The organism is Micromonospora sp. NPDC048894 (genome assembly GCF_040649765.1).
In the GTDB taxonomy this organism is placed as follows: domain Bacteria; phylum Actinomycetota; class Actinomycetes; order Mycobacteriales; family Micromonosporaceae; genus Micromonospora; species Micromonospora antibiotica.
On the sequence record NZ_JBEZFY010000003.1, the window covers coordinates 325127 to 348567 of the forward strand.

Here is a 23441-nt window from a genome sequence, read left to right on the forward strand (position 1 = left end):
GTCGCGGTCCATCGTCCGCGACGCCCCGGCCGGCTCAGGCCGGGCTGCCGGTGACCGTGCTCCCGGACTTCGTGATCCGGTACGTCTTCTGCGTACCGCTCCAGAAGTGGAAGGTCAGGGTGACCGGGCCGTCGTTGACCTCGGCGAAGAACTCCGGCTTCAGCAGGATGGTGTTGGCGCTGTAGTCCGGTTGGAAGTGCGTCCAGAACTCCTTGTAGGAGGTCCAGTTGGCCGGTCCCGCGCCGCTGCCGTCGGCGTACTTGGCCTCCATGGTGGCGAGCTGGTCACCCCGGAACTGGGTGGGGATGGCGAACGAGCTGGTCGTGCCGCTGGCCGCCGACTGGGTCGGCGGGTCGTAGGAGATGATGCTGATCTGCCACGGCACGCCCTGGGAGAAGCGGGCCTCGATGGTGGCGTTGACCCCGGCGGCGCGGTTGCCGGCCAGCCGGCTCAGCGCCGACGCGGTCAGCGTGAGGGTGCTGCCGGAGACCGTGTAGTCGGTGCCGTTGACCAGGTTGGTGCTGCCCTGCCGCAGGCCCTGGAACGACGTGCCGTTGAGGTTGAGGGTGAGCGACCTGCTGGTGATGGTGCCGCTGCGCGGCAGGTAGACCTGGTCGGAGGACGCGGTGGCCGAGCGGGTGGTCAGGTTCGCCTTCATCAGGTCGTAGATGCCCTGGTCCCGCCACTGCAACGTGGGGCGGTTGAGGAAGGATCCCGCGTCCCAGAGCATGGTGGTGAGGTTGCGGGTGCGGGCGTGGTAGCCGACGGCCTCGAAGAACTTCAGCAGTTCGCCGCGTTCGATGATGCCGGGGCGGGTGTAGTCGTAGCTGAGCAGCGCCCACTCACCGATGATCACGGGGATGCCGCGGGCGACGAAGGAGGCGCGGGCCCGCTCGAAGGTGCCGACGAGGTCCTGCTCGACGTTGCTGTCGTAGCGGGTGCCGCCGGCGATGTTGACGCTGAACGGCCAGTACCCGTAGAAGTGGATGGTCGCGGCGATGTTGGGGTCGCGCAGCTGGCTGAGCGTGGTGTTCAGCGCGTCCATCCGGGCCTGCTCGCCACTGGTGTGCAGGGTGGGCAGTACCAGCAGCCGGGTGGCGTTGCCGCCGCCGGACTGGCGGATCAGGCGGACGAAGGCCAGGTGCAGCTCCCGCAGCACCTCGTCGCCCTGGGCGTCGTCGGAGGTGCCGGTGAACTGCGGCTCGTTGATGTTCTCGAAGACCAGCTTGGCCGAGTGGTCGCGGAAGGTGGCTGCGATCTGGGTCCACAACGCGTTGTACCGGTTCAGGACGGTGGTGCGGTCGCCCGGGTACGTGTTGATCCACTGCCAGGAGTCGTGATGCAGGTTGATCATCACGTAGAAGCCCTCGGCCAGCGACCAGTCGACCACCTGCCGGACCCGCGCCAACCAGACCGGATCGATGGTGTACGTCGGCGCCGGACCGGTGTGGTCGGTCCAGGTCACCGGGATGCGGATGCTGTTGTAGCCCTGTGAGCGCACCTGGTGCAGCAGGGCCTGGGTGGTCAGCGGGTTGCCCCACGCGGTCTCGTCGGGAATGGCGTCGAGGGTGTTGCCCAGGTTCCAGCCGGGCTGCATCGCCGCCACCGTCGCCATCGGGTCCCCACCCGGCGACGGCGACGGGGAGGTCGTCGGCGTCGGGGTGGGGGTCGGCGTCGGCGTCGGGGTCTGGGTGGGGCTGGCGGTCGGGGTGCCGCTCGGGTTCCCGGTGCACGCGACGCCGTTGAGGGTGAACGAGGTCGGTACGGGGTTGCTGCCCGTCCACGACCCGTTGAAGCCGAAGGAGACCGTGCCGTTGGTGGCGATCGCCGCGTTGTAGCTCAGGTTCTTCGCGGTGACCTGGCTGCCGGCGGCGGTGACCGTCGAGTTCCACGCCTGGGTGACGCGCTGGCCGGCCGGGAAGGCCCAGGTCAGCGTCCAGCCGTTGATCGCGTCACCGAGGTTGGTGACCTTTACGTCGGCGGTGAATCCGCCCTGCCACTGCGACGGCACGGTGTACGCCACCCGGCAGCCGGCGGCGGCCTGGGCGCTGCCGGTGATCATCAGGCCCGCGAACAGCAGTGCGGCAAGTGCGCCGGCGAGCAGGCCGGCCCGCCGCCGCATTCTTCGGAGGTGGTGTGAACTCATCTGGGAACTCCTCGCCATGGTGGCACGGTGGTTGGGGTCGTCGGACGTCTCGCCGACCGGGCCGCCCTGACGGGTCCGGGGTTAACCGGATCGGGTGGGGCCACCGCACCGGGCCACCGCAACCGGGAGAACGGGGTTGCGCCGGGCGGGCGTGACCGTCCGACGGCACGGCCGGGCGTGGCGGATACGGACGCTGCCCAGTGCGTCCGTACGGAATGGCGAGGCTCCCGCCTGGAAACAATCGGAGGATGGACTCGGAAAGTTTCCGTCGCAGACCATACAAGTGGCGGTTGACGCACGTCAATGGAGGGGAAGTTCCCGGGTTGTCCGGGACCGGACTCGCTGGTCTGGCCCCGCTGGCGACACGGGAACACCGGAAGGTGCTTCGTTCAGATCGACAGATGACGGAAACTTTTGGTCGTACCCCCGAATGTGCGTCGGGGCCGGACGCCGACCGCCGGGTTATCCTGGTTTCCCTGAACGGTGCCGGCGGCCCGGTCGCGTGGCGATGCCGGCCCGACCGGCAGCCGCCGCAGAGGAGGAGGCCGGGTTGAGGCACGTCGAGTCGGGCAGGCCGGGCGGCGACCTGGCGTCGTTCGTCGATCCGACCAGGCCGGTGACGATCGCGGCGATCGCGGAGTCAGCCGGCGTGTCGATTCCGACCGTGTCGAAGGTGATCAACGGTAGGTCCGGTGTCGCGGCGGACACGCGGGCCCGCGTCGAGGCGGCGATCAGCCACCACGGCTACCGCAGGACCGCCCCGGCGACCCGCAGCAACATCATGGAGCTGGTCTTCGACGAGATCGAGGACATGTGGGGCCTGGAGATCATCCGGGGCGTCGAGCGGGCGGCCCGGCAGCAGCGCGTCGGCGTCGTGCTGACGGAGTTCGGGCCGCAACGCAACGCGATCCGGTACTGGATCGACGACACCCTCGCCCGCCGGCCGGACTGCCTGGTGATGGTGGCCCAACTGGGCGCGGAGGACCACCAGCGGCTACGGGCCCGGGGCATCCCGTTCGTGGTCTTCGACCCCACCACCGAGCTGCCCGAGGACGTGCCGTTCGTCGGTGCGACGAACTGGGCCGGCGGCCGGTCGGCCACCCGCCACCTGATCGGGCTCGGTCACCGACGGATCGCGATGATCGGTGGCCCGGAACACGTCCTGTGCTGCCGGGCCCGACTGGACGGCCACCGGTCCGCCCTGGAGGCGGCCGGCCTGCCGGTGACCGCCGACCTGGTCGTGCACACCGGCCTGAACCCCGCCGACGGCGAGGCCGCGGCGCTCGACCTGCTCCGCCGGCCCGACCGGCCGACCGCCATCTTCGCGTGCAACGACCTGCAGGCCCTGGGCGTCTACCAGGCGGCCCGGTCGCTGGGGCTGCGGATTCCCGCCGACCTCAGCGTCGTCGGCTTCGACGACCTGCCGATGGCCGCCCTGGTCGACCCGGCGCTGACCACCGTGCACCAGCCGTTGATCGAGATGGCGGCCACCGCCACCGAGCTGGCGCTCGCGCTCGGCCGGGGGGAGCCGACCGGCCAGGTCCGCCTGGAGCTGGCGACCACCCTCACCGTCCGGCAGAGCACCGCGCCCCCGGCGACCTGAGGGGACGGCCGCCCCGCGACCGCCCGCGTGCTGCCCGGTCCGCACCCGGACCGCCCGCCGGACCCGGTCGGGCGGGCGTGGTGTGCCGATCCGCGTGCCGATCTCGATCGCCGCGAGAAACTCCCGGCCCGCTGGCCCCCGGCGGCGACGGTGGACGGTCGGATCGACCCGGACAGATCGCTACGACTTGACGAATGACATGTTATCGCTCACAGTCGATGCGAGGACGACAGCGCCTGATGGCTCACCGGGCGAGCCGTGCTGGTCGCACCTTGGATCGCGACGTCCCCCCAGGGCATGCGGGACGTCGGATCAGGATTCCCGTCAGCAACTGCCGGTGGCGGCGCGACCGGCCCCGTACGCATGGGGTCGGACGGTTCCGCCCGGCCGGCCCGGTCTCCTCTGACAAGGAGGATCATGGCTCCCTTTTCGGGCGGCGCCACGCCGTTCCACCGTACGGGCGATCCTCCCGCCGGCCCGGGCTGCGCCCTCGGCGTCGAGGTCACCGGTGTCGATCGCGTGCGTGGACCACGGCGGGGTCTCCGCCCGTCCGCGCCGTGGCTGACCGGGCGGCGTACCACGCCGGCCGGTGCGGTCCGCCGCACGGGGAGTCGGGCATCCCAACACCACCACCGCTGCACCCACACCGAGAAGGATGCGACATGAGACCCAAGAGAGCCCTGCTAGCGACGGCGACCCTCGCCGTCGCCGGCGCACTCACCGTCGGAATGACGCTGGCGATGGCCCCCTCCGCCAGCGCCGGGACGACCCTGCGGGCGGCGGCGGCCGAGAAGGGCCGCTACTTCGGCGCGGCGGTCGCGACGGGCAAGCTGTCCACCAGCACCTACACCACCATTCTCAACCGCGAGTTCAACTCGATCGTGGCCGAGAACGAGATGAAGTGGGACGCCACCGAGCCGCAGCAGGGCCGGTTCAGCTACACCGGCGGCGACCGGATCGTCAGCCACGCCCAGGCCAACGGGATGAGCGTGCGTGGCCACGCGCTGCTCTGGCACCAGCAGGAGCCGGGCTGGGCGCAGGGCATGTCGGGCAGCGCACTGCGCAGCGCGATGATCAACCACGTCACCCAGGTCGCCACCCACTTCCGCGGCAAGATCTATGCCTGGGACGTGGTGAACGAGGCGTTCGCCGACGGTGGCAGCGGTGGGCGTCGTGACTCCAACCTGCAGCGCACCGGCAACGACTGGATCGAGGCGGCGTTCCGGGCCGCCCGCGCCGCCGACCCGGGCGCGAAGCTCTGCTACAACGACTACAACACCGACGGCGTCAACGCGAAGTCGACTGGCGTCTACAACATGGTGCGGGACTTCAAGTCCCGGGGTGTGCCGATCGACTGCGTCGGCTTCCAGTCCCACCTGGGCACCACGATCCCGGGCGACTACCAGGCCAACCTCAAGCGCTTCGCCGACCTCGGCGTGGAAGTCCAGATCACCGAGCTGGACGTGATGACCGGTGGCAACCAGGCCAACATCTTCGGCACGGTCACCCGGTCCTGCATGGCCATCCCGCAGTGCGCCGGCATCACCGTGTGGGGGGTGCGCGACTGCGACTCGTGGCGCGGCTCCGACAACGCGCTGCTGTTCGACTGCAACGGCAACAAGAAGCCGGCGTACGACTCGGTGCTGAACGCGCTCAACGCCGGCCCGGGCAACCCGACGACCACCCCGCCGAACCCGACCACCACGCCGCCGAACCCGACGACGACCCCGCCGAACCCGACCACGCCGCCTCCGGGCGGGGCGGGCTGCTCGGCGTCGGTGTCGTTGAACTCGTGGACGGGTGGTTTCGTGGCCACGGTGAAGGTGACCGCGGGTTCGTCGGGTACCCGTGGGTGGACGGTGAGCGTGACCCTGCCGGGTGGGACGAGTGTGACCGGGACGTGGTCGGCGACGGCCAGTGGTAACTCCGGGACGGTGCGGTTCACGAACGTGGACTACAACGGTGCGCTCGGTGCCGGTCAGTCGACCGAGTTCGGTTTCCAGGGCACGGGCAGCGCGGCGGGTGTGACCCCGACCTGCACCGCCAGCTGAGCACCACCGTCAGATTGAGTACCAGCGTCAGTTGACTACCACCACCGCCGCCGGCCCGACCCGGGCGCACCCGGGTCGGGCCGGCGGTGCATCACCCCCGACCCGCCGGCCGGTGCGACGCGCCCCGGCCGGACCATCGTCGGCCAGCCCCGGACCGGGCCAGTCCGGACCGTCGTCCCGCACGCCGGGAGGGCCCGTCGTCCGTCGCTGACCACCGACTCCGACAGAGGAACCGCCGATGAAACCCCGACTCGCACTGCTGGCCGCCGCGCTGGCGACCGCCCTGGCGACCGTCACGGCCGTGGTCGCGGCCCCCAACCCGGCGTCGGCCGCGACGTTGACCCAGGTGACCAACTTCGGCACCAACCCGACCAACCTGCAGATGCACCTGTACGTGCCCGACCGGGTGGCCGCCCGGCCGGCGCTGCTGCTGGCCCTGCACTACTGCACCGGCAGCGGCCCGGCGCTGCACACCGGTTACGGGCTCAGTTCGCTGGCCGACCGCTACGGCTACATCGTGATCTACCCGTCGGTGACCCGCAGCAGCAAGTGCTGGGACGTCTCCTCCCCGCAGGCGCTGCGGCGCAACGGCGGCAGCGACCCCGTGGGCCTCAAGTCGATGATCGACTACGTGCGGAACCGCTACCCGGTCGACGCGAACCGGATCGGCGTCGCCGGGTTCTCCTCCGGCGCGATGATGACCAACGTGATGGCGGGGGTCTATCCGGACGTGTTCAACGCCGGGGTCAGCTCCTCCGGTGTCCCGTTCGGCTGCTTCGCCACCACCAACGGCTCGGAGTGGAACAGCGACTGCTCCGGCGGGCGGATCGTGAAGACCCCCCAGCAGTGGGGTGACCTGGTCCGCAACGCCTACCCCGGCTACACCGGCAAGCGGCCCCGGATGCAGATCTGGCACGGCACCACGGACACCACGCTGAGCTACGTCAACTTCGGCGAGCAGGTCAAGCAGTGGACCAACGTGCTCGGTGTCGCGCAGACCCCCAGCTCCACCGACTACCCGCAGACCAGCGCCACCCGTACCCGCTACGGCGGCACCGGTGGCACCGCGCCGGTGGAGGCGATCAGCTTCCAGGGCTACGGGCACTCCATCCCGTTCGACGCCGCCCAGGCCGTCCGCTTCCTCGGCTTCGACAGCGCCAGCCCCACCACGCCGCCGCCGAACCCGACGACCACCCCGCCGAACCCCACCACCCCGCCGCCGAACCCCACCACGCCGCCGCCGACGACTCCGCCGGCCACGGGCGGGTGTTCGGCGTCGGTGTCGTTGAACTCGTGGACGGGTGGTTTCGTGGCCACGGTGAAGGTGACCGCGGGTTCGTCGGGTACCCGTGGGTGGACGGTGAGCGTGACCCTGCCGGGTGGGACGAGTGTGACCGGGACGTGGTCGGCGACGGCCAGTGGTAACTCCGGGACGGTGCGGTTCACGAACGTGGACTACAACGGTGCGCTCGGTGCCGGTCAGTCGACCGAGTTCGGTTTCCAGGGCACGGGCAGCGCGGCGGGTGTGACCCCGACCTGCACCGCCGCCTGACCGACACGACCGGCGGCTCCGGGCGGCGCACCCCCCGCAGAGGTGCTCCGCCCGGAGCCCCGTCGCGCCCGGACACCCCGGGCGACCTCCGACCGGGCGCAGGGCCGGGTTCACTCCCCGGCCCTGCGCCCTGCCTCACCGACGCAGACCCCTGCGCCGTGTCACACCGGCGTACGCCGCCACTGCTGGTTCGTGCCGGCGCCGCAGGTCCACTGCACGACCTGCACCCCGTCGGTCAGCCCGGCGTTGAGCACGTCGAGACACTTGTTGCTGTGCCGGGCCACCAGCTGCACCTGGCCGTCACCGACGTCCTGGATCCGCCACTGCTGGTTGGTGCCCCCGTTGCAGGTCCACTGCACCACCCGGGCTCCGTCGGCGGTCGTGCCGGCGCCGCCGTAGACGTCGAGGCACTTGCCGCTGTTGACGCTCACCACCGTGGACCAGCCGCCGCCGACGTCCGAGAACCGCCACCGCTGGTTGGCCTGACCGTTCGCGGCCCACTGCACGACGTTCGCGCCGTCGGTCGTGGCGGCGTTGTTGACGTCGAGCAGCTTCGCGCTGTGCCGGGCGGTCAGCGTGTACGTCGTCGGGGTCGGGGTGGTGGTCTGCGGCGTCAGCCGGTAGAGCCCGGCACCGTGGGCGGGCAGCGAACGGCTGAACGTCCCGGTCGAGGTGCCCAGGGCCGCGCCGGACCAGAGGTCGGTGGCGGTGGCCGAGCCGATGCCCAGGTCGGCCAGGTTCACCGACACGGTGGCCGCCGCGCCCTCCCGGTTGAACAGCGCGACGTACCGGTCCGTGCTGTCCGGCACGTCGGCGACCCACACCTGCCGGGTGCCGCCGGTGAGCTGGCGGTTGTTGGCGCTGCGCTGGTCGACCGCCAGCACCGCGCTGTTGGTCATCAACGCCAGCTCCGCCGGCCGGTTCTCCACCAGGTTGCCGCCCCACATCAGCGGCGCCCGGTTGATCACCCAGAGCGACATGAGGGTGCGCTGCTCGTCCGCGCTGAGGTTGGAGTAGCGCGGCGAGCCGACCGGGCCGTGCTTCGACAGCCGGCCGATCGGGATCATGTCCGGGTCGGGCCAGGCCCCCGCCCTGCGGTACGGCGTCCAGTTGCGCAACTGGTCGAACAGGGCGTCCACCGACGACCAGTTGTCCCACAGGTCGTTGACGATCCGCCACATGTGCGCGTTGTTCTGCACGTGCGGGCCGGCGGACAGCGGCGTGGCCCCCGGCGACAGGCTCAGCACCATCGGCCGGCCGCTGCGCCCGATCGCCGTCCGGTAACCCTCGACCTCCGCCTGCCGGTAGGTAGGCGCGGCGATGTCGTCGACCTTGACGAAGTCGACGCCCCACCCGGCCAGCAGTTGGAACACCGAGTCGAGGTACGCCTGCGCGCAGGGGTTGGACATGTCCAGCCCCCACATCAGGTTGAGCCAGGCCGCGCTGTTGCCGGCGTCGATCTGGTTGGCGCGGCACGAGGTGCCGAGGATCGGCACGTTGTCCGCGACCGCCTGCCGGGGGATGCCCCGCATCAGGTGGACGCCGAACTTCAGCCCCTGGGCGTGCACGTGGTCGGCCAGCGGTTTGAACCCGTTGTCGCCGGCCGCCGACGGGAACCGGGTGGTGTCGGGCAGCAGCCGCCCGTTGGCGTCCATCCGGAGCCGGGGTTGCAGGTTGGCATCCTGGTTGGGGCTGCCGTTGTGCTGCCCGGGGAAGTACCACGCCCAGTCGACGACGATGTACTGCCAGCCGTACTGGCGCAGGTTGGCGCCCATGTAGTCGGCGTTGGCCCGGACGTCGGCCTCGGTGACGCTCCAGTTGAACGAGTCGTAGCTGTTCCAGCCCATCGGTGGGGTGTCGGTGACGCCGTTGTCCCACGCCTGCGCCGGCTGTGGGCTGCCGACGCCGACCAGGTTCGTCACGAGCAGGACGGTGGCGGCCAGCAGGACCGCCGCCCGTCGGGTCGCTGAGTGGATGACACGGTGCTGCATCGGACCTCCTCGATCACCGGGTCAGCGGTAGCCGGCGGCGGTGATGTTGGCCTGTACCGCGTTCTCGGTGGCGTCCGACGGGTAGCCGGCGACCATCGCCCCCTCGTAGAAGGTGCCGACGCTCTGGTTGGTGTTGTCGATGCAGCAGTCCCCGCCGCTGCCCAGGATGATCGCGCCCTGCTTCTTCATCGGGCTGTACCCGCGCGGCAGCGACCCGTCATAGAGGGTGTAGAGGCTGCCGGACTGGGCGTTGCTGCCCTTGATGGCGAATCGGGAGGTGCCGTTGTTCTTCAGGGTGGCGGTGACGAACTTGCTGGTGAACGCCCGCTGGTTGGAGTTCCAGGAGCTGCTGCCGCCGGGGTAGAGGCCGTACTCCAGGTCGGCCTGCACCCAGGGGCCGGAGCCGGAGCAGCCACCGAACCAGCAGCTGGTGCCGAAGTAGATCGCGTCCATCGCGCCCGCGCCGTCGGCCCGCCGGGTGGTCTCGCTGTTGCCGTAGTCGAAGCAGCAGCCGCTGTTGACGTGGGTGCCGCTGGTGACCATGTACATGCCCTCCGGCGCGGCGCCGGTCGGCACCCCGGTCAGGTGACCGTCACGCCAGTAGCTGCTCTTACCGGGGATGTAGAGCGAGTACACCTTGTCGCCGCCGACCGTCAGCGACTCCTTGTTCGCCACCGCCGGCTGGACGGCGCCACCGACCCCGCCGGCACCCTGGTAGCCGAGGTTGTTGCCGCGTCCGGACTGGTCGAAGATGATCGTGATGACGCAGGTGGTGTTCGCGCAGAAGCTGTCCTGGCTGGCGGCGTTGGCCCGCCCGCCCGGCGACAGCACGCCGATGTTGCGGGTGGTGTTGTCCGAGGACCGGCGCACCTGGTAGAGCGAGCCGTTGTAGGCGGCGTAGAGCGCCCGGGTGGTGCTGTGCGCCGCGATGCAGGCGGTGCCCCCGGCGGCGTAGATGTCACACGGCTGGCTGGTGCCCGGCGGTGGGGTGGTCGGTGGCGGGGTGGTGGGCGGCGGTGTGGTCGGCGGGGGCGTGGTCGGCGGTGGTCCGGTGGTCGGGTTCACCCCGCCGGTGCAGGTGGTGCCGTTGAGGCTGAACGAGGTGGGGGCGGGGTTGCTGCCGGTCCACGCGCCGTTGAAGCCGAAGCTGGCGGTGCCGTTGGTGGGGATCGTGGCGTTGTAGCTGGCGTTGGTGACGGTGACCTGGGCGCCGGCCTGGGTGTAGCTGCCGTTCCACAGCTGGGTGATGGTCTGTCCGGCGGCGTAGTTCCAGGTCAGTCGCCACCCGTTCACCGCGTCACCGAGGTTGGTGATGGTGACGTTGGTGCCGAAGCCGCCCTGCCAGGACGAGCTGACCGCATAGCTGACCTGGCATCCGGCGGCAGCCGCCGAGGCTTCGGTCTGGGCGGCGACGGCACCGACGAGCAGGAGGGTGGTGGTGGCGGCGACCAGCGCCGGCCGCCGACGGAGGAATCGGGTTTCTGGCACGGGAACTCCTGATGATGACTGGACGGTGCGGCACGCCCTGGCAGGGCGGGGACGGATCACCCCTCGACGCGGTACGGGGGGCTGCGGTCGCGGCGGTTCAGGCGACCACGCAGGTCGCCCCGTTCAGGGTGAATGCCGTGGGGGCGGCGGCGTTGCCGGTGTGGGTGGCCTGGAATCCGATAGTGGTCGACGCTCCGGGGGCCAGCGTGCCGTTGTAACTGACGTTCGTGGCGGTGACCTGGCCGCTGGCCGGTGCGTAGCTGGCGTTCCAGCCGCCGGTGATGACCTGCCCGGCGGGCAGGGTGAACCCGAGGGACCAGCCGTTGAGCGCCGTGCTGGCGGTGTTGACGATGGTGATGCTGGAGGTCAGCCCGCTGTTCCACGCGCTGATCGTGTCGGTGACCCGGCAGGCACCCGACTGCGACGTCGGCGTGGGCGTCGGGGTCGAGGTCGGGGTGACCGTCGGCGTGGGGGTCGGGGTGACCGTCGGCGTCGGCGTCGGCGTGGGCGTGGGCGTGGGGCTGGCGGTGGGGGTGGGGGTGGGCGCGCTACCGTCCAGGCCGAGGAAGGTGATGGCGTACGCGAGCTGTCCGGCCATCGGCAGCTGGTGACCCACCCCGGCGATGCTGATCCCCTCGACGGGAGCCTGCGGGCCCGTCCCGCCGTAGCGGGTGCGCGTCCAGGACGACTGGGGACGGTCGGTGGCGGTGGGCGTGGTGCTCAACCCGTGCAGGTTGGTCCACTGCTTGATCTCCTCGCCGTAGTTGGGGTAGGCGAGGGTGGTGTCGGTGACGCCGTGCCACAACTGCATCCGGGGATAACGGCCCGTGTACCCGGGGTACATCGCGCGGGCCTGGTCGCCCCACTGTTGCGCCGTCTTGATCACCGTGCCGCCGGAGCAGCGGCTGTTCCACAGCGATCCGTCGGTGGTGGCGAAGCAGCCGGCCGGCACCCCGGAGAACGCCGACGCGGCGGAGAAGACGTCGGGGTACTGCGCGGCGAGCACATTGGTCATCATCGCCCCGGAGGAGAACCCGGAGACCACGATCCGCGCCGGGTCGACGTTGTAGCGCTGCCGGGCGTACGCGACCATCGACATGATCCCGGTCGAGTCGCCGCCACCGTTGCGGGTGAGGGCGGCCGGGGTGGAGACGTCGAAGCAGCTTCCGCTGCGGGTGGCCTCGGGCACCACGATGAGGTAGCCGTAGCGGTCGGCGGCGGTCACGTAGTCGTGCCCGTTGCCGTTGAAGATCCCGCTGGCCGAACCGCTGCAGTAGTGCACCAGGAGCAGCAGCGCCGGGCGGGGCGCGAGGGTGCTCGGGGCGTACAGGTACATGTTGAGGTTGGTGGGGTTGTTGCCGAATCCGGTCACTCTGGTCAGGGTCGCCGCGGTCGCGGGCTGCGCCGTCATCAGGACGGTGGATGCCGCGATTGCGAGGACGACGGCTGCCAGCGCGGCGCGCAGACTGCCCTTCATCGGTGGCCTTTCTTTCAGGGGGTGGAGATCGCCGCGCCGGGAGGCGGTGCGGGCGTCGCGTCCGGTCGTCGACCCTTGGGCGCGGACGGCGGTGGCGCGATCCGGTGGCGCGGACCGCTGTGCGCCGGTCGTAGCCGTCCGGCCCTTCGTGGCGTCGGCGTCGGCTCCGCCTACGGTCGGACGAGCGGCCACCCGGCCATCCGGAGTCCGTACCCGATAAATCGACGATCGTCCATTACGTTAACGTTAACAAGAAGTGCTGTCCAGAGCCGGACAGCACTGTGCGGGGCGGGTCGCCGCCAGCCTGGTCAGCGCGGCACGGCGGGTGGACACGCCACCGCGGCGACCGGTGACGGTCCGCCCGTCACCGGGGCGCGGCGACGCTGTCCCGGGTGATCAGGGTGGGGGAGATGGTCTGCCGCAGCGTGTGGTCGACGCCTGCGTCGATCTGCGTCAGCAGCAGGCCGAGGCTGGCCTCGGCCACGGTGTCGAAGTCCGGCCGGACGGTGGTCAACGGCGGGATGAAGTACGCGGCGTCCGGGACGTCGTCGAAACCGACGACGCTGACCTCCTCCGGCACCCGCCGGCCGTGTTCGTGCAGCGCGTGCAGCACGCCCAGCGCGAGATCGTCGTTGGCCGTGAAGATCGCGGTGACCTCAGGGGTCCGGGCCAGCATCTGGCCGCACCGGTATCCCGAGGCGGCGGACCAGTCCGCCTGCAACACCGGGGGAACCTCCGCACCGGCGGCCTGCAACGTCTCCCGCCAGCCGGCGAGACGCCCCGCGCTGTCGAACCAGTCGGCCGGGCCCGACACGTGCCAGACCGTCCGGTGACCCGCGTCGAGCAGGTGCCGGGTGGCCAACCGGCCCCCCTCCACCTGGTCGATGGTGACCAGCGGCACCGGACGGCGGGGGTCGCCGTCCACGGTGACCAGCGGGATGTCGGTGGGAAGGCACTCCAGCGCCTCGCCGGCGGACTCCACCGGTGCGATCACCACGATCCCGGCGACCCGGTGGGCCAGGTGCCGCTCGACGACGGCGGTGATGGAGGTACGGTCCAGGTTGCGGACGCTACCGACGCTGACGGCGAAGCCGGCCTCGGCCGCGGCGAGTTCGAAAGCGGACAGCAGGGACGCCGGGCCGTAGAGGGTGGTGTTGAGCGCCACCACACCGAGCACCTGCGATCGCCCGGTGACCAGGGTGCGGGCGGCCCGGTTCGGGCGGTAGCCGAGCTCGGTGATCGCGGCCTGGACCCGTAGGCGGGTCTGTTCCCGCACGTGGGGATGTCCGTTGAGGACCCGCGACACGGTCTGGTGGGAAACTCCGGCGAGGCGGGCCACGTCTCTCATCGCAGGAGCGCGCACAGTAATCCCACACCTCTCGGTCCGCCCCGCAGCCCGCTGACGGCGAAGCGGCCCGGCCCGGCGTCCGATGAGGGACGTCGGACACGAGGCATGGGCGTGCACGCCGTGGACAACGCTGGATCAGCGAGAGTCTACGCGGCGTGTCGCCCTGATTGGGTCGGCGACGCGGCCGAGTGTCGCCGGCGTGCCGTGATATTCGTCATCACGGATCGCAGGCGGTAGGCGAACTGGCGGTGACGGGTCCCTCTGGCCCTCCCTCGCTCCTCGAAGGTCACTGTCCTACGCCGTGTCGGGCCGGCCAGCCGTGCCGGACGACGGACCTGACCTGGACCCGCACGCCGTACCAGACGTCGGGCGGTGCGCCACCGGTGGAACCGGAGGACACCGTGACCAGGGCGACCGCACCACGACGACCTGCCGTATCGATCGAACCGGATGCTACTCGAAACCGTTCGGCAACGACAAGGACAGGTTTCGAGGACCCGCCCCGGCAACCGCCCCGGACCGGCCGCGCCGCCCCGGACCGGCCGCGCCGAGCGGGTCAGTGCGCCGGTGCCGCCGCGGTGCTGCCCCGCACCACCAGCGTGGTGGCCAGTTCGACCCGGGTCTGCGTGAGGTTCTCGTTGGCGGCCAGGGTCAGCACCATCCGCGTCGCGGCGGCGGCCATCTCGGTCAGCGGCTGCCGCACCGAGGTCATCGGCGGTCCGCAGAACATGGTGTACGGGATGTCGTCGAAGCCCACCACGCTGAGGTCCTGGGGGATCCGTCGGCCGGCCAACCGGGCCGCCTCGTAGACGCCGAGCGCCTGCAGGTCGTTGCCGCACACTATCGCCGTGGGCGTGGGGTTCTGCCGGAGCAGTTCCTGGCCGAGGCTGAGACCGTCCTCGAAGGAGAACCAGTGGCCGAAGCGCAGCCGGCGCGCGGGCAGCCCGGCTCCCGCCGCCTCCAACGCCGCCCGGGCACCGTCCAGGCGGGCCTTGGCGCACAGCCGTTCGGTCGGCCCGGAGATCACCCCGACCTGCCGATGCCCCAGGTCGAGTACGTGCCGGGCGGCCTCGAAGCCACCGCTCCAGTTGGTCGTCGTCACCGACGGGACGGCGTGCAGTGGCGGCTCGCCCGTGGGATCGATGACGACCAGGGGGATCGCGCTCGCCGCCAGCAGGGCGTGCTGTTCGGAGGTGAAGCCGAGATTCACCGCGATCACTCCGGTCGGGCGACGGGCCAGCAGGTCGCGGGCCCAGAACCGCCCCTCCGAGACCTGGCGGCGGGCGTCGATGAAGCCGACGGCGAGCCGGTGCGCCCCGGCGACCTGCTGCACCCCCTGCATGATCAGCACCGCCAGGTTGCTCTGCATGCCGTAGAAGACCACCTCCACGCTGGCGTTCGGGGTGCCCAGTTCGGGGCGGCGGTAGCCGTGCTCGCGTAGCAGCGACTCCACCCGGGCCCGGGTCTCCGCCGCGACCCCGGTGCGGCCGTTGAGGACCTTGGACACGGTGGGCGCCGAGACGTCCGCCAGTTGGGCGATCGTGGTCAGCGTCGGTTCGCCCCGGCGTCGGCTGCGTCGTGGCGCCCCGGCCGGCCTGCCGACCGTCGGGGTGGTGGTACGCGCGGGGTCCGCCGCGGCGGTTGCCGGGGGGACGGCGGCGGGGGGCCCGGGGGTGCCACCCGACCTGCCGGCCACCGGGTCGCCGGTCGGGGCGGCAGGCGTGGGCTGTCGTCGTACCCGGTCGAGCAGCCGGCTGCGGACGGCTTCGGCGTGGCGGGCCGCGACCGGGCCGGCGGGCACGGTCTCGGTGAGGTAGCGCCGACGCTTCGACACGGGGTCGATCCCGGCGTACACCCGCACCCGGAGCGAGCCGCTGGGAAGCTGCTCGATCTCGCCGCGAGCGCGCCGTCCGCGTCTGGAGCTATCTGACATGGAGCCAGCGTATTCGATGTCAGGCGGTGCAGATAGCTCCACGATGGCTCCATGCCGCACTGCTGCGTCCCGCGTCCCGGCGTGGTCCGCAGCCCTCGGGGGGCCGCCGGTGGGCCGACCTGCCGACGCCCGGTGATAGAGCGGTAAAAATATGGAAGCAGTTGAATACGCTGAAACGCTTACGTAACATGAGGGGCCGTTGTTAGCGCTCACACCGAGCCGTTCGAGCGCTCACACCCGGGGTGGTTCGAGCCGACTCCCGGACGTCCCGCCCGACGCGGCACCACTGATTGGAGACTTCGTGAAGCGATTCGTGCGAGCCCGGAGCTGGGGGCGGGCGCTGGCAGCCGGTCTGCTCCTGGCCGGCGTCCTGGTGGGCATCCGGATGCCGGTGGCGCAGGCACTGGACAACGGGACGGCCCGGACCCCGCCGATGGGCTGGAACAGTTGGAACTCCTTCGGCTGCAACATCAACGAGGCGCTGATCCGGCAGACGGCCGACGCGCTGGTCAGCAGCGGTATGCGGGATCTGGGCTACCAGTACGTCGTGGTCGACGACTGCTGGTTCAACCCCAACCGGGACTCGGCGGGCAACCTCCAGGGTGACCCGACCCGGTTCCCCTCCGGGATGAAGGCGCTCGGCGACTACATCCACGCCCGGGGGCTGAAGTTCGGCATCTACCAGGTGCCGGTCGACAAGACCTGCGCCCAGTACTTCAACTCCTACCCCGGCGCCACCGGCAGCCAGGGCCACGAGGTGCAGGACGCCCGGCAGTTCGCCAACTGGGGCGTCGACTATCTCAAGTACGACTGGTGCTCGCCGAACGGCTCCATCGACCAGCAGGTCACCACGTTCGCCAAGATGCGCGACGCCCTGGCCGCCACCGGCCGGCCGATCGTCTACAGCATCAACCCCAACAGCATCCACGCCAAGACCGGGCCGCAGCGCAACTGGGGCGACGTGGCGAACATGTGGCGCACCACCGAGGACATCACCAACACCTGGAACAGCGGCCAGACCAACGGCTACCCGATGGGCATCCAGAACATCATCGACGTCAACGTGCCGCTGGCCCCGTACGCGAAGCCCGGCGCCTTCACCGACCCCGACATGATGGAGGTGGGCCGGGGCGGCATGACCGACACCGAGATGCGCAGCCACTTCGCGATGTGGGCGATCATGGCCTCGCCCCTGATCGCCGGCAACGACGTCCGGTCGATGAACTCCGCCACCCAGACCATCCTCAAGAACGCGAACCTGATCGCCATCAACCAGGACGCGCTGGCGTTGCAGGGCGCCCAGGTCTCCTTCGACGGCACCCGCCGGGTGCTGGCCAAGCGGCTTGCCAACGGCGACGTCGCGGTCGCCCTGTTCAACCAGGGTGGCTCGACGACGACGATCTCCACCACCGCCGCCGCCATCGGCAAGTCCGGCTCCTCCTTCACCCTGGTCGACGCCTGGACCAACGCGAGCACCACCAGCACCGGCACCATCTCCGCGAGTGTGCCGTCGCACGGCACGGTGGTGTACCGGGTCAGCGGCGGTGGCACCGCCCCGCCGCCGACGACGCCGCCGTCCACCGCGGGCGCGCTGGCCAGCGTCGCCTCCGGTCGGTGCCTCGACGTCCCGCAGAGCAGCACCGCCAACGGCACCCAACCGGTGATCTGGGACTGCAACGGGGCTGCCAACCAGCGCTGGACGGCCAACGGCCAGACCCTCCAGTCCCTCGGTAAGTGCCTGGACGCGCCGACCAACGCCACCGCCGGCACCAAGGCCCAGATCTGGGACTGCAACGGTGGGACCAACCAGCAGTGGACGTTCAACGCCAACGGCACGATCAGCAGCGTGCAGTCCGGCCTCTGCCTCGACGTGAACAACAACGGCACCGCCAACGGCACCACGGTGCTGCTCTGGTCGTGCACCGGGGCGGCCAACCAGCGCTGGACCCGCCGCTGACCGACCGGCCGCCGCCGTCCGCCCGCTGCCGGTCCGGGCACCGGGCGGGCGGACGCCGGTGAGCGGCCCCGGACCCGGACGGCGTGGTGCGGACGCCGTCCGGGTCCGGTCCGCTTGCGCGTCCGTCCGTCCGTCCGGCACGGCGGTGGCCGCCCCCGCGTCCAACCCGGCACGGTGGTGGCCGCCTCCGAGCCCGTCCGGCACGGCGGTGGCCGCCCCCGCCCGTACCGCTGCGGCCGGGTGGTGGCCGCAGGAACGCTCAGCCGGCCGTGCCGGTGGCGGTCAGCCCGTCCCCGGCGCGGTAACGGACCGCGATCGGATCACTCAGCGCACCGACGAACTCCCCGTCGACGTGGTCGTGGAATCCGATGAGGGACCAGTCCCCGGCCGGTCCGGGGACCAGCCGGGGCGCGTAGAGGTGCGGGTGCGGGAACGGGCGGGCCGAGGCGATGTCCCACGGGCCGCGTACGTCGTGACCCTCCGCCACCCAGATCCGGTGGCCGTCGTGGCGGGTGCCGGCGGCGTCGGTGGAGAACAGCAGCAGGGGCTGCCCGTCGACGACGGCGACCTGGGGGACCTCCAGGTGCCCGAAGCCGGCCGGGATCGACAGCGGCGGTTGGACGGTCCAGTTCACCAGGTCCGGTGAGGTGGCGTGACCGACGACCCCGCGTGCCTCGGTCGGCCCGGTGTTGATCCGGGCGGTGACGAGCATGTGCCAGCCGGCGCCGTCCGGATCGGGGAACACCCACGGGTCGCGCCAGGCCTGCTCGTACCACAGCGTCCGGTCGAGCAGTTCGTACCAGGTGGGGTCGGCTTCGACGAGCGGCCCGTCGCCGTGCCGGCGCCAGGTGGTCAGGTCGTCGGAGACGGCCAGGCCGATCCGCTGGACCAGCCCGTCCTCGGCGCGGCCGACCCCGGTGTAGAACAGGTACCACCGCCCGTCCGGGCCGCGCACGGTGCAGCCCGTCCAGGTCGCGAGGTCGTCCCAGCTCGGCGCGTCGGCCGGGACGAGCGCGTCGGCGACCAGGTGCCAGGTGTGCAGGTCGGTCGAGACGGCGTGGCCGATCGTGGCGCGGCGGTGCCGGCGGTGCGGGTCGTGCAGGGCACGGGAGGCGCGCAGGAAGAACGCGTGCCACCGGTCGTTGTCGTCCCGGGCGTACCAGCTGTCCCACACCCAGTGGTCGGGTAGACGTAGCATGGCGGGGAAGCTAGCACTAAATCGGTTTAGCGACCAGTTCGGGTGGCCAGCGGCCGGTGGTGGGAGCGCTGCGGCGGGCACCTGCCCGGCGGTCGCGCCGGGGGGTCCCGGCTATCGGACCGGGGTGGCCACGGACCGGCGGCGACGCAGCGGCATGGGGACGAGGGACGGTTCGGCGTCGCCGCCGTCGAGGAGGATCTCGACGGCCCGCCGCCCCATCTGCTCGTGCGGCAGAGCGGTGGTGGACAGGCCGGGGCGCAACCAGGCGGCGATCGGGTCGTCGTCGAACGAGACCACCGAGAGGTCGTCCGGGACGGTCAGCCCGGCCTCGGCGAGCGCCTGGTAGGCGCCGAACGCGAGCCGGTCGTTCATGCAGATGATCGCGGTCGGCCGGGTGGGCCGGCCCAGCAGCGTGCGCATGGCGGCGTAGCCGTGTTCGGGCAGCCACTCGGCGCAGAAGCACTCGGTCAGCAGCTCGACCCCGGCGGCACCGAGCGCCTGGTGCACGCCGCGCAGCCGGGCCCGGGCCGCCAGGGAGACCTCCTCGTCGTCCTCCTTGAGACGGTTGCGGCCGATCAGCGCGATCCGGTCGCGGTGGCCCTGGTCGAGCAGGGTGGTGGCGACGGTACGGCCGGCCCGCTCGTCGTCGGGGAGCACGCAGGGCAGGTCGTCCGGGCTGGTGGCGTTGAGCAGCACCACCGGGCCGCCGAGGATGGCCGCCGGGACGGTCAGCCGCCGGGTCGCCATCGCGGCGTAGATCACCCCGTCGACCTGCCGGTCGAGCATCGCCTCGATGGCGTACTGCTCGAAGGTGGCGTCGCCCTGCGTCTCGGTGATGAGCAGCACGTGGTCGCGCTCCCGGGCCGCGTCGAGCGCGCCGCGGATGAGGCCGCCGGCGAACCGGGTGGTGGCGACGATGTCGGAGACGAACGCGATGGTGGCGGTCTTGCGGGTACGCAGGCTCCGGGCCGCCAGGTTGGGCCGGTAGCCCAGCTCCTCGGCGGCGGCGAAGACGCGCTGGTGCGCCTCGGCCGACAGCCGGGTGCCCTCCCGGCCGTTGAGGACCATCGACGCGGCGGTCTTGGACAGCCCGGCCCGTCGCGCGACATCGGCCAGGGTTGCTCTGTTGCGGCCCATCAGTCCTCCGAATCGGCGGCGGCGTCGCGGCCGTCGCTCCCGCCCATCATGATGCGTGGTCCGGCCGGGCCCGGTGCCGGCGGTCACCCCGGGTGTGTGTCGGTGACCACCCGCGACGGCCGGTGGGGCGGGTGGCTGAGCGTGAACCGGATGTTTCCGGACCGTTGCCAATTGGTCCTTGACAGCTCAGGTCGCCGCGCGCATGCTCTGCTAAATCAGTTTAGCGGCTACTTTTGACAGGTCGGGCGGCACCCTCGGTGACCCCCGGCGTGGTCATCGGTAACGACATCGCGTGCTGCGGCGGCATGCCGACGGCGACGTACTGTTGCGGCTGGTCACCCACCGTGACGACCCGCCGACCCGGCCCGTACCGCGGCCGGGGCACGCACGGAAGAGTCGAGGAGTCCTCAATTGGCTACACCACTGGCAAGGTTCTCCCGCCGGACGGCGCTCCTGGCCCCCGTGCTGGCGTTGGGGCTGGCCGCCACGGCGTGCAGCGCACCCGGTGCGGACGAGTCGCCGCGCGCCGGGTCCGACGCCGCCGTCAGCACCGAGCTGGGCAGCGACCCGATCACCCTGGAGATGTACGCCGAGACCGGCTTCCCGCTGGCCAAGGCGCTGGCCGACGAGTTCACCAAGCAGCACCCGAACGTCAAGTTCAACATCCGCGAGGACCAGTTCACGGTCATCGTGGAGAACGCGCCCCGGGTGATGGCCTCGGACAACTCGCCGGACATCATCCGGCTCCCCACCATGGTCGACCTGGTCAAGGACGACCTGCTCAAGAACCTCGACCCCTACTTCACCGCGTACGGCTGGGACAAGTTCCCCGCCTCCCAGTTGGTGCAGCTGCGGGTCGGCGAGGGCGGCACCACCCGGGGCACCGGCTCGCTGTGGGGGATGGGCCTCGGCTACAGCGTCACCGGGGTGTTCTACAACAAGAAGCTCGCCGAGCAGGTCGGGATGACCCAGCCGCCGGCCACCATCGCCGAGTTCGAGCAGCTGCTGGCCAAGGCCAAGACCGCCGGCGTGCAGCCGATCATGCAGTTCAACAAGAACACCGCGGGCATCAACTTCCCGCACCAGGCGTTGCAGAACCAGTTCGGTGACCCGGCCCAGGTGGCCGACTGGATCTTCCAGAAGCCGGGCGCGACGTTCGACACTCCGGCCGCGCTGAAGGCCACCCAGACCATCCAGAAGTGGGCCCAGGCCGGCTACTTCCCCAAGGACGCCAACGCCCTGGACTACGCGAGCATGGTGGGCGAGTTCCAGAAGAACAACGGCCTGTTCATGTTCAACGGCGACTGGGAGTCGGCCAACCTCGACAAGACGATGCCCGGCAACGTGGGCTTCTTCCTGTTCCCGAGCGAGTCGGCCGGCGGCAAACACGTGGCGATGTCCGCCCCGAACACCTTCGGCATCAGCGCCAAGGCCAAGAACCCCGACGCCGCCGCGTTCTTCCTGAACTGGGCGCACACCAACCCCACCGCCCGGGAGATCGCCGTCAAGATCGGCGGCTCCAGCCCGGGTGGCCCGAGTGACCTGGCCGTGCCGGCCGCCGCGCCGAACACCGTGCTGGCCGAGACGCTCAAGGCGTCGCAGCAGCTCGGTGAGGAGAACGGCGCGGTGGACTTCACCGCGAACGCCACCGGTGGCATCTTCGCCGCCGCGATCACCCCGGAGATGCAGAAGCTGATCGCCGGTCAGCAGACCCCCGAGGGGTACGTCAAGGCGGTCCAGGCCGAGTACGCGAAGGAACTCTCCCGATGACGTCTGCCTTCGGCAGCGCACCGGTCGGGCGGGGTGACCCGGTGTCCACACCGGCTCGTCCCACCCGTCCCTCCGCCGCGCGGGCCCCCCGGAAACGGTGGGCCCGCGCGGGCGGGACGGGCTGGCTCTTCGTCCTGCCCGCAGTCGTGATGTACGCCGCCTTCGTCCTTCGTCCACTCGTGCTGACCATCCAGTACTCGTTCTACAACTGGAACGGCATCGGGGTGGCCCGCTGGGCGGGACTGGACAACTACCTGACCGTGTTCACCGACAGCGACCTGCTGAAGATCATCGGCAACGCGCTCGTCCTGATCGTCTTCTTCAGCTTCGTCCCGGTCGCGCTCGGCCTGCTGGTGGCCAGCCTGGTCCGCCGCATCACCACCGGCGCGTTCGGCACCGTGGTGCGTACGGTGCTGTTCCTGCCCCAGGTCATCCCCCTGGTGGCGGCGGGTATCGCGTGGAGCTGGCTGCTGTCGTCCAACGGCCTGATCAACCAGCTGCTGCGCGCGGTCGGCCTGGGCGGGGTGGCCCGCGCCTGGCTCGGTGACTTCGACACCGCGCTGCCCGCCGTCGGCGTCATCGGCGCCTGGGTGCTGCTCGGCCTCTGCACGATCCTGCTGGTGACCGGGATGAGCAAGATCGATCCCGCGTTGTACGAGGCGGCCCGCCTCGACGGCGCCGGCCCGATCCGGGAGTTCTTCGCCGTCACTTTGCCCAGCCTGCGCCAGGAGATCGGGGTCTGCCTGACGGTGACCATCATCGCCGCCCTGGCCAGCTTCGACATCGTCTACATCTCGACCAGTGGCGGTCCCGGCCTGCAGACCACCGTGCCGGGCCTGGAGATCTACCGGCTGGCCTTCTCGCAGCGCCAGGTCGGTCTCGCCTCCGCGTTGGCCGTCGTGCTGATGCTGCTGGTGCTGCTCTGCGTGCTGCCGATCCAGCGACTGACCCGGGGGGACAAGTCATGAACCTGAGCCGGCGCGAGAACCTGACCGGCCGGATCTTCCTGCTCGTCCTGGTCGTGGTCACCCTGCTGCCGTTCGTCAGCATGCTCTCCGCGGCGTTGCAGCCCCGGGGCACCGTGCCCAGCGGCCTGGCCTGGCCGTCGGACCCGCAGTGGGGCAACTTCGCCGACGCGTTCACGGTGGCGAACATGGGTGCGCTGCTGCGCTCCAGCCTGCTCATCGTGGCCGGCGTCGTGCCGGTCTCGGTGCTGATCGCCACCATGGCCGGTTTCGGGCTGGGCCAGCTGCGGGTCCCCGGTGGCCGGATCGTGTTCGGTCTGCTGCTACTCGGGCTGACCCTGCCGTTCGAGGCGGTGGTCACCCCGCTCTACTACCAGATGCAGGACCTCGGCCTGCTCAACACCCGGTGGGCGATCATCCTGCCGTTGATCGGGCTCTACATGCCGTTCGCGGTCTTCTGGATGCGGGCGCACTTCAGCAACGTGCCGGTCGAGTTGTCCGAGGCGGCCCGGGTCGACGGCAGCAGCACCTGGCAGCTGTTCTGGCGGGTCCAGGTGCCGCTCGCCCGGCCGGCCATCGCGTCGCTGACCATCCTGATGTTCCTCTGGACGTGGAACCAGTTCCTGCTGGCCATCGTCCTGGTCGACGATCCGGCCAAGCGGACGATGGCGGGTGCGCTCGGGGCGTTCCAGGGGCAGTGGGGCACCGACCTGGTGCTGCTGTGCGCCGGCTCGCTGCTGATCCTCACCCCGACCCTGATCGTCTTCCTGATCTTCCAGCGTCAGTTCATCAAGGCCCTGATCCAGGGCTCACTGAAGGGATAGC

15 protein-coding genes are annotated in these 23441 nt (G+C 71.0%); 7 read left to right on the forward strand and 8 right to left on the reverse strand.

Features of this window, described 5'->3' with window-relative positions; genetic code table 11:
• Window positions 1-34 precede the first annotated feature (34 nt).
• On the reverse strand, window positions 35-2146 hold the full coding sequence (locus tag AB0C22_RS08450) for a cellulase family glycosylhydrolase (RefSeq protein WP_255597625.1): 2112 nt from the start codon (window positions 2144-2146) through the stop codon (window positions 35-37).
• A 550-nt stretch (window positions 2147-2696) separates the two neighbouring features.
• Here AB0C22_RS08450 and AB0C22_RS08455 point away from each other — a divergent pair.
• The 3 genes from AB0C22_RS08455 (at window position 2697) to AB0C22_RS08465 (ending at window position 7352) form a co-directional block, all read left to right on the forward strand.
• On the forward strand, window positions 2697-3749 hold the full coding sequence (locus AB0C22_RS08455; RefSeq protein ID WP_357534261.1) for a substrate-binding domain-containing protein: 1053 nt from the start codon (window positions 2697-2699) through the stop codon (window positions 3747-3749).
• A gap of 662 nt (window positions 3750-4411) precedes the next feature.
• Entirely contained in the window at window positions 4412-5800 is a 1389-nt protein-coding gene (locus tag AB0C22_RS08460) for an endo-1,4-beta-xylanase (protein ID WP_208566767.1), read from the forward strand.
• A gap of 238 nt (window positions 5801-6038) precedes the next feature.
• Complete coding sequence (locus tag AB0C22_RS08465; RefSeq protein WP_219462918.1) at window positions 6039-7352, forward strand: PHB depolymerase family esterase; 1314 nt, start codon at window positions 6039-6041, stop codon at window positions 7350-7352.
• Window positions 7353-7513: 161 nt separating this feature from the next.
• On the opposite strand, the gene AB0C22_RS08470 is transcribed toward AB0C22_RS08465, so the two are convergent.
• The 5 genes from AB0C22_RS08470 to AB0C22_RS08490 form a co-directional block, all read right to left on the reverse strand.
• Window positions 7514-9343 (reverse strand): alpha-galactosidase, encoded by a 1830-nt coding sequence (locus tag AB0C22_RS08470; RefSeq protein ID WP_357534264.1) that lies wholly within the window; start codon window positions 9341-9343, stop codon window positions 7514-7516.
• A 21-nt stretch (window positions 9344-9364) separates the two neighbouring features.
• The gene (locus AB0C22_RS08475; RefSeq protein WP_357534266.1) at window positions 9365-10831 is read right to left on the reverse strand and encodes an arabinofuranosidase catalytic domain-containing protein; all 1467 of its coding nucleotides are present in this window, start codon (window positions 10829-10831) and stop codon (window positions 9365-9367) included.
• A gap of 97 nt (window positions 10832-10928) precedes the next feature.
• Window positions 10929-12308, reverse strand: coding sequence for a PHB depolymerase family esterase (locus AB0C22_RS08480; RefSeq protein ID WP_357534268.1), 1380 nt, complete (start codon window positions 12306-12308; stop codon window positions 10929-10931).
• Between the two features lie 364 nt (window positions 12309-12672).
• A complete protein-coding gene (locus AB0C22_RS08485) occupies window positions 12673-13656 on the reverse strand; it encodes a LacI family DNA-binding transcriptional regulator (protein WP_219462911.1) in 984 nt (327 codons plus the stop codon).
• A gap of 556 nt (window positions 13657-14212) precedes the next feature.
• Window positions 14213-15589: a LacI family DNA-binding transcriptional regulator gene (locus AB0C22_RS08490; RefSeq protein WP_357534270.1), complete on the reverse strand. Its 1377-nt coding sequence runs from the start codon at window positions 15587-15589 to the stop codon at window positions 14213-14215.
• A gap of 385 nt (window positions 15590-15974) precedes the next feature.
• On the opposite strand from AB0C22_RS08490, the gene AB0C22_RS08495 reads away from it, so the two are divergent.
• The gene (locus AB0C22_RS08495) at window positions 15975-17546 is read left to right on the forward strand and encodes a glycoside hydrolase family 27 protein (RefSeq protein WP_208566849.1); all 1572 of its coding nucleotides are present in this window, start codon (window positions 15975-15977) and stop codon (window positions 17544-17546) included.
• A 259-nt stretch (window positions 17547-17805) separates the two neighbouring features.
• On the opposite strand, the gene AB0C22_RS08500 is transcribed toward AB0C22_RS08495, so the two are convergent.
• Together AB0C22_RS08500 and AB0C22_RS08505 are read right to left on the reverse strand one after the other, a co-directional pair.
• Window positions 17806-18744, reverse strand: a complete 939-nt coding sequence (locus AB0C22_RS08500; protein WP_219462909.1) for a family 43 glycosylhydrolase — start codon at window positions 18742-18744, stop codon at window positions 17806-17808.
• A gap of 111 nt (window positions 18745-18855) precedes the next feature.
• Window positions 18856-19881: a LacI family DNA-binding transcriptional regulator gene (locus AB0C22_RS08505; protein WP_219462907.1), complete on the reverse strand. Its 1026-nt coding sequence runs from the start codon at window positions 19879-19881 to the stop codon at window positions 18856-18858.
• Between the two features lie 411 nt (window positions 19882-20292).
• Between AB0C22_RS08505 and AB0C22_RS08510 the strand changes: the two genes are divergently transcribed.
• Genes AB0C22_RS08510 through AB0C22_RS08520 form a run of 3 tightly spaced genes read left to right on the forward strand, consistent with a single transcriptional unit; the run spans window position 20293 to window position 23440 of the window.
• Window positions 20293-21651, forward strand: coding sequence for an extracellular solute-binding protein (locus AB0C22_RS08510; protein WP_208566758.1), 1359 nt, complete (start codon window positions 20293-20295; stop codon window positions 21649-21651).
• The gene (locus AB0C22_RS08515) at window positions 21648-22619 is read left to right on the forward strand and encodes a sugar ABC transporter permease (RefSeq protein ID WP_208566757.1); all 972 of its coding nucleotides are present in this window, start codon (window positions 21648-21650) and stop codon (window positions 22617-22619) included. The genes AB0C22_RS08510 and AB0C22_RS08515 overlap by 4 nt, the downstream gene beginning before the upstream one ends.
• A complete protein-coding gene (locus AB0C22_RS08520) occupies window positions 22616-23440 on the forward strand; it encodes a carbohydrate ABC transporter permease (protein WP_219462904.1) in 825 nt (274 codons plus the stop codon). The genes AB0C22_RS08515 and AB0C22_RS08520 overlap by 4 nt, the downstream gene beginning before the upstream one ends.
• The last annotated feature ends 1 nt before the right edge of the window (window position 23441 follow it).

Bases quoted from the DNA above. Each gene is read 5' to 3' on its own strand.
- AB0C22_RS08450 (WP_255597625.1), bottom strand. From the start codon at position 2,146: ATGAGTTCACACCACCTCCGAAGAATGCGGCGGCGGGCCGGCCTGCTC.
- AB0C22_RS08460 (WP_208566767.1), top strand. From the start codon at position 4,412: ATGAGACCCAAGAGAGCCCTGCTAGCGACGGCGACCCTCGCCGTCGCC.
- AB0C22_RS08465 (WP_219462918.1), top strand. From the start codon at position 6,039: ATGAAACCCCGACTCGCACTGCTGGCCGCCGCGCTGGCGACCGCCCTG.
- AB0C22_RS08470 (WP_357534264.1), bottom strand. From the start codon at position 9,343: ATGCAGCACCGTGTCATCCACTCAGCGACCCGACGGGCGGCGGTCCTG.
- AB0C22_RS08480 (WP_357534268.1), bottom strand. From the start codon at position 12,308: ATGAAGGGCAGTCTGCGCGCCGCGCTGGCAGCCGTCGTCCTCGCAATC.
- AB0C22_RS08485 (WP_219462911.1), bottom strand. From the start codon at position 13,656: ATGAGAGACGTGGCCCGCCTCGCCGGAGTTTCCCACCAGACCGTGTCG.
- AB0C22_RS08490 (WP_357534270.1), bottom strand. From the start codon at position 15,589: ATGTCAGATAGCTCCAGACGCGGACGGCGCGCTCGCGGCGAGATCGAG.
- AB0C22_RS08495 (WP_208566849.1), top strand. From the start codon at position 15,975: ATGCCGGTGGCGCAGGCACTGGACAACGGGACGGCCCGGACCCCGCCG.
- AB0C22_RS08500 (WP_219462909.1), bottom strand. From the start codon at position 18,744: ATGCTACGTCTACCCGACCACTGGGTGTGGGACAGCTGGTACGCCCGG.
- AB0C22_RS08505 (WP_219462907.1), bottom strand. From the start codon at position 19,881: ATGGGCCGCAACAGAGCAACCCTGGCCGATGTCGCGCGACGGGCCGGG.
- AB0C22_RS08515 (WP_208566757.1), top strand. From the start codon at position 21,648: ATGACGTCTGCCTTCGGCAGCGCACCGGTCGGGCGGGGTGACCCGGTG.
- AB0C22_RS08520 (WP_219462904.1), top strand. From the start codon at position 22,616: ATGAACCTGAGCCGGCGCGAGAACCTGACCGGCCGGATCTTCCTGCTC.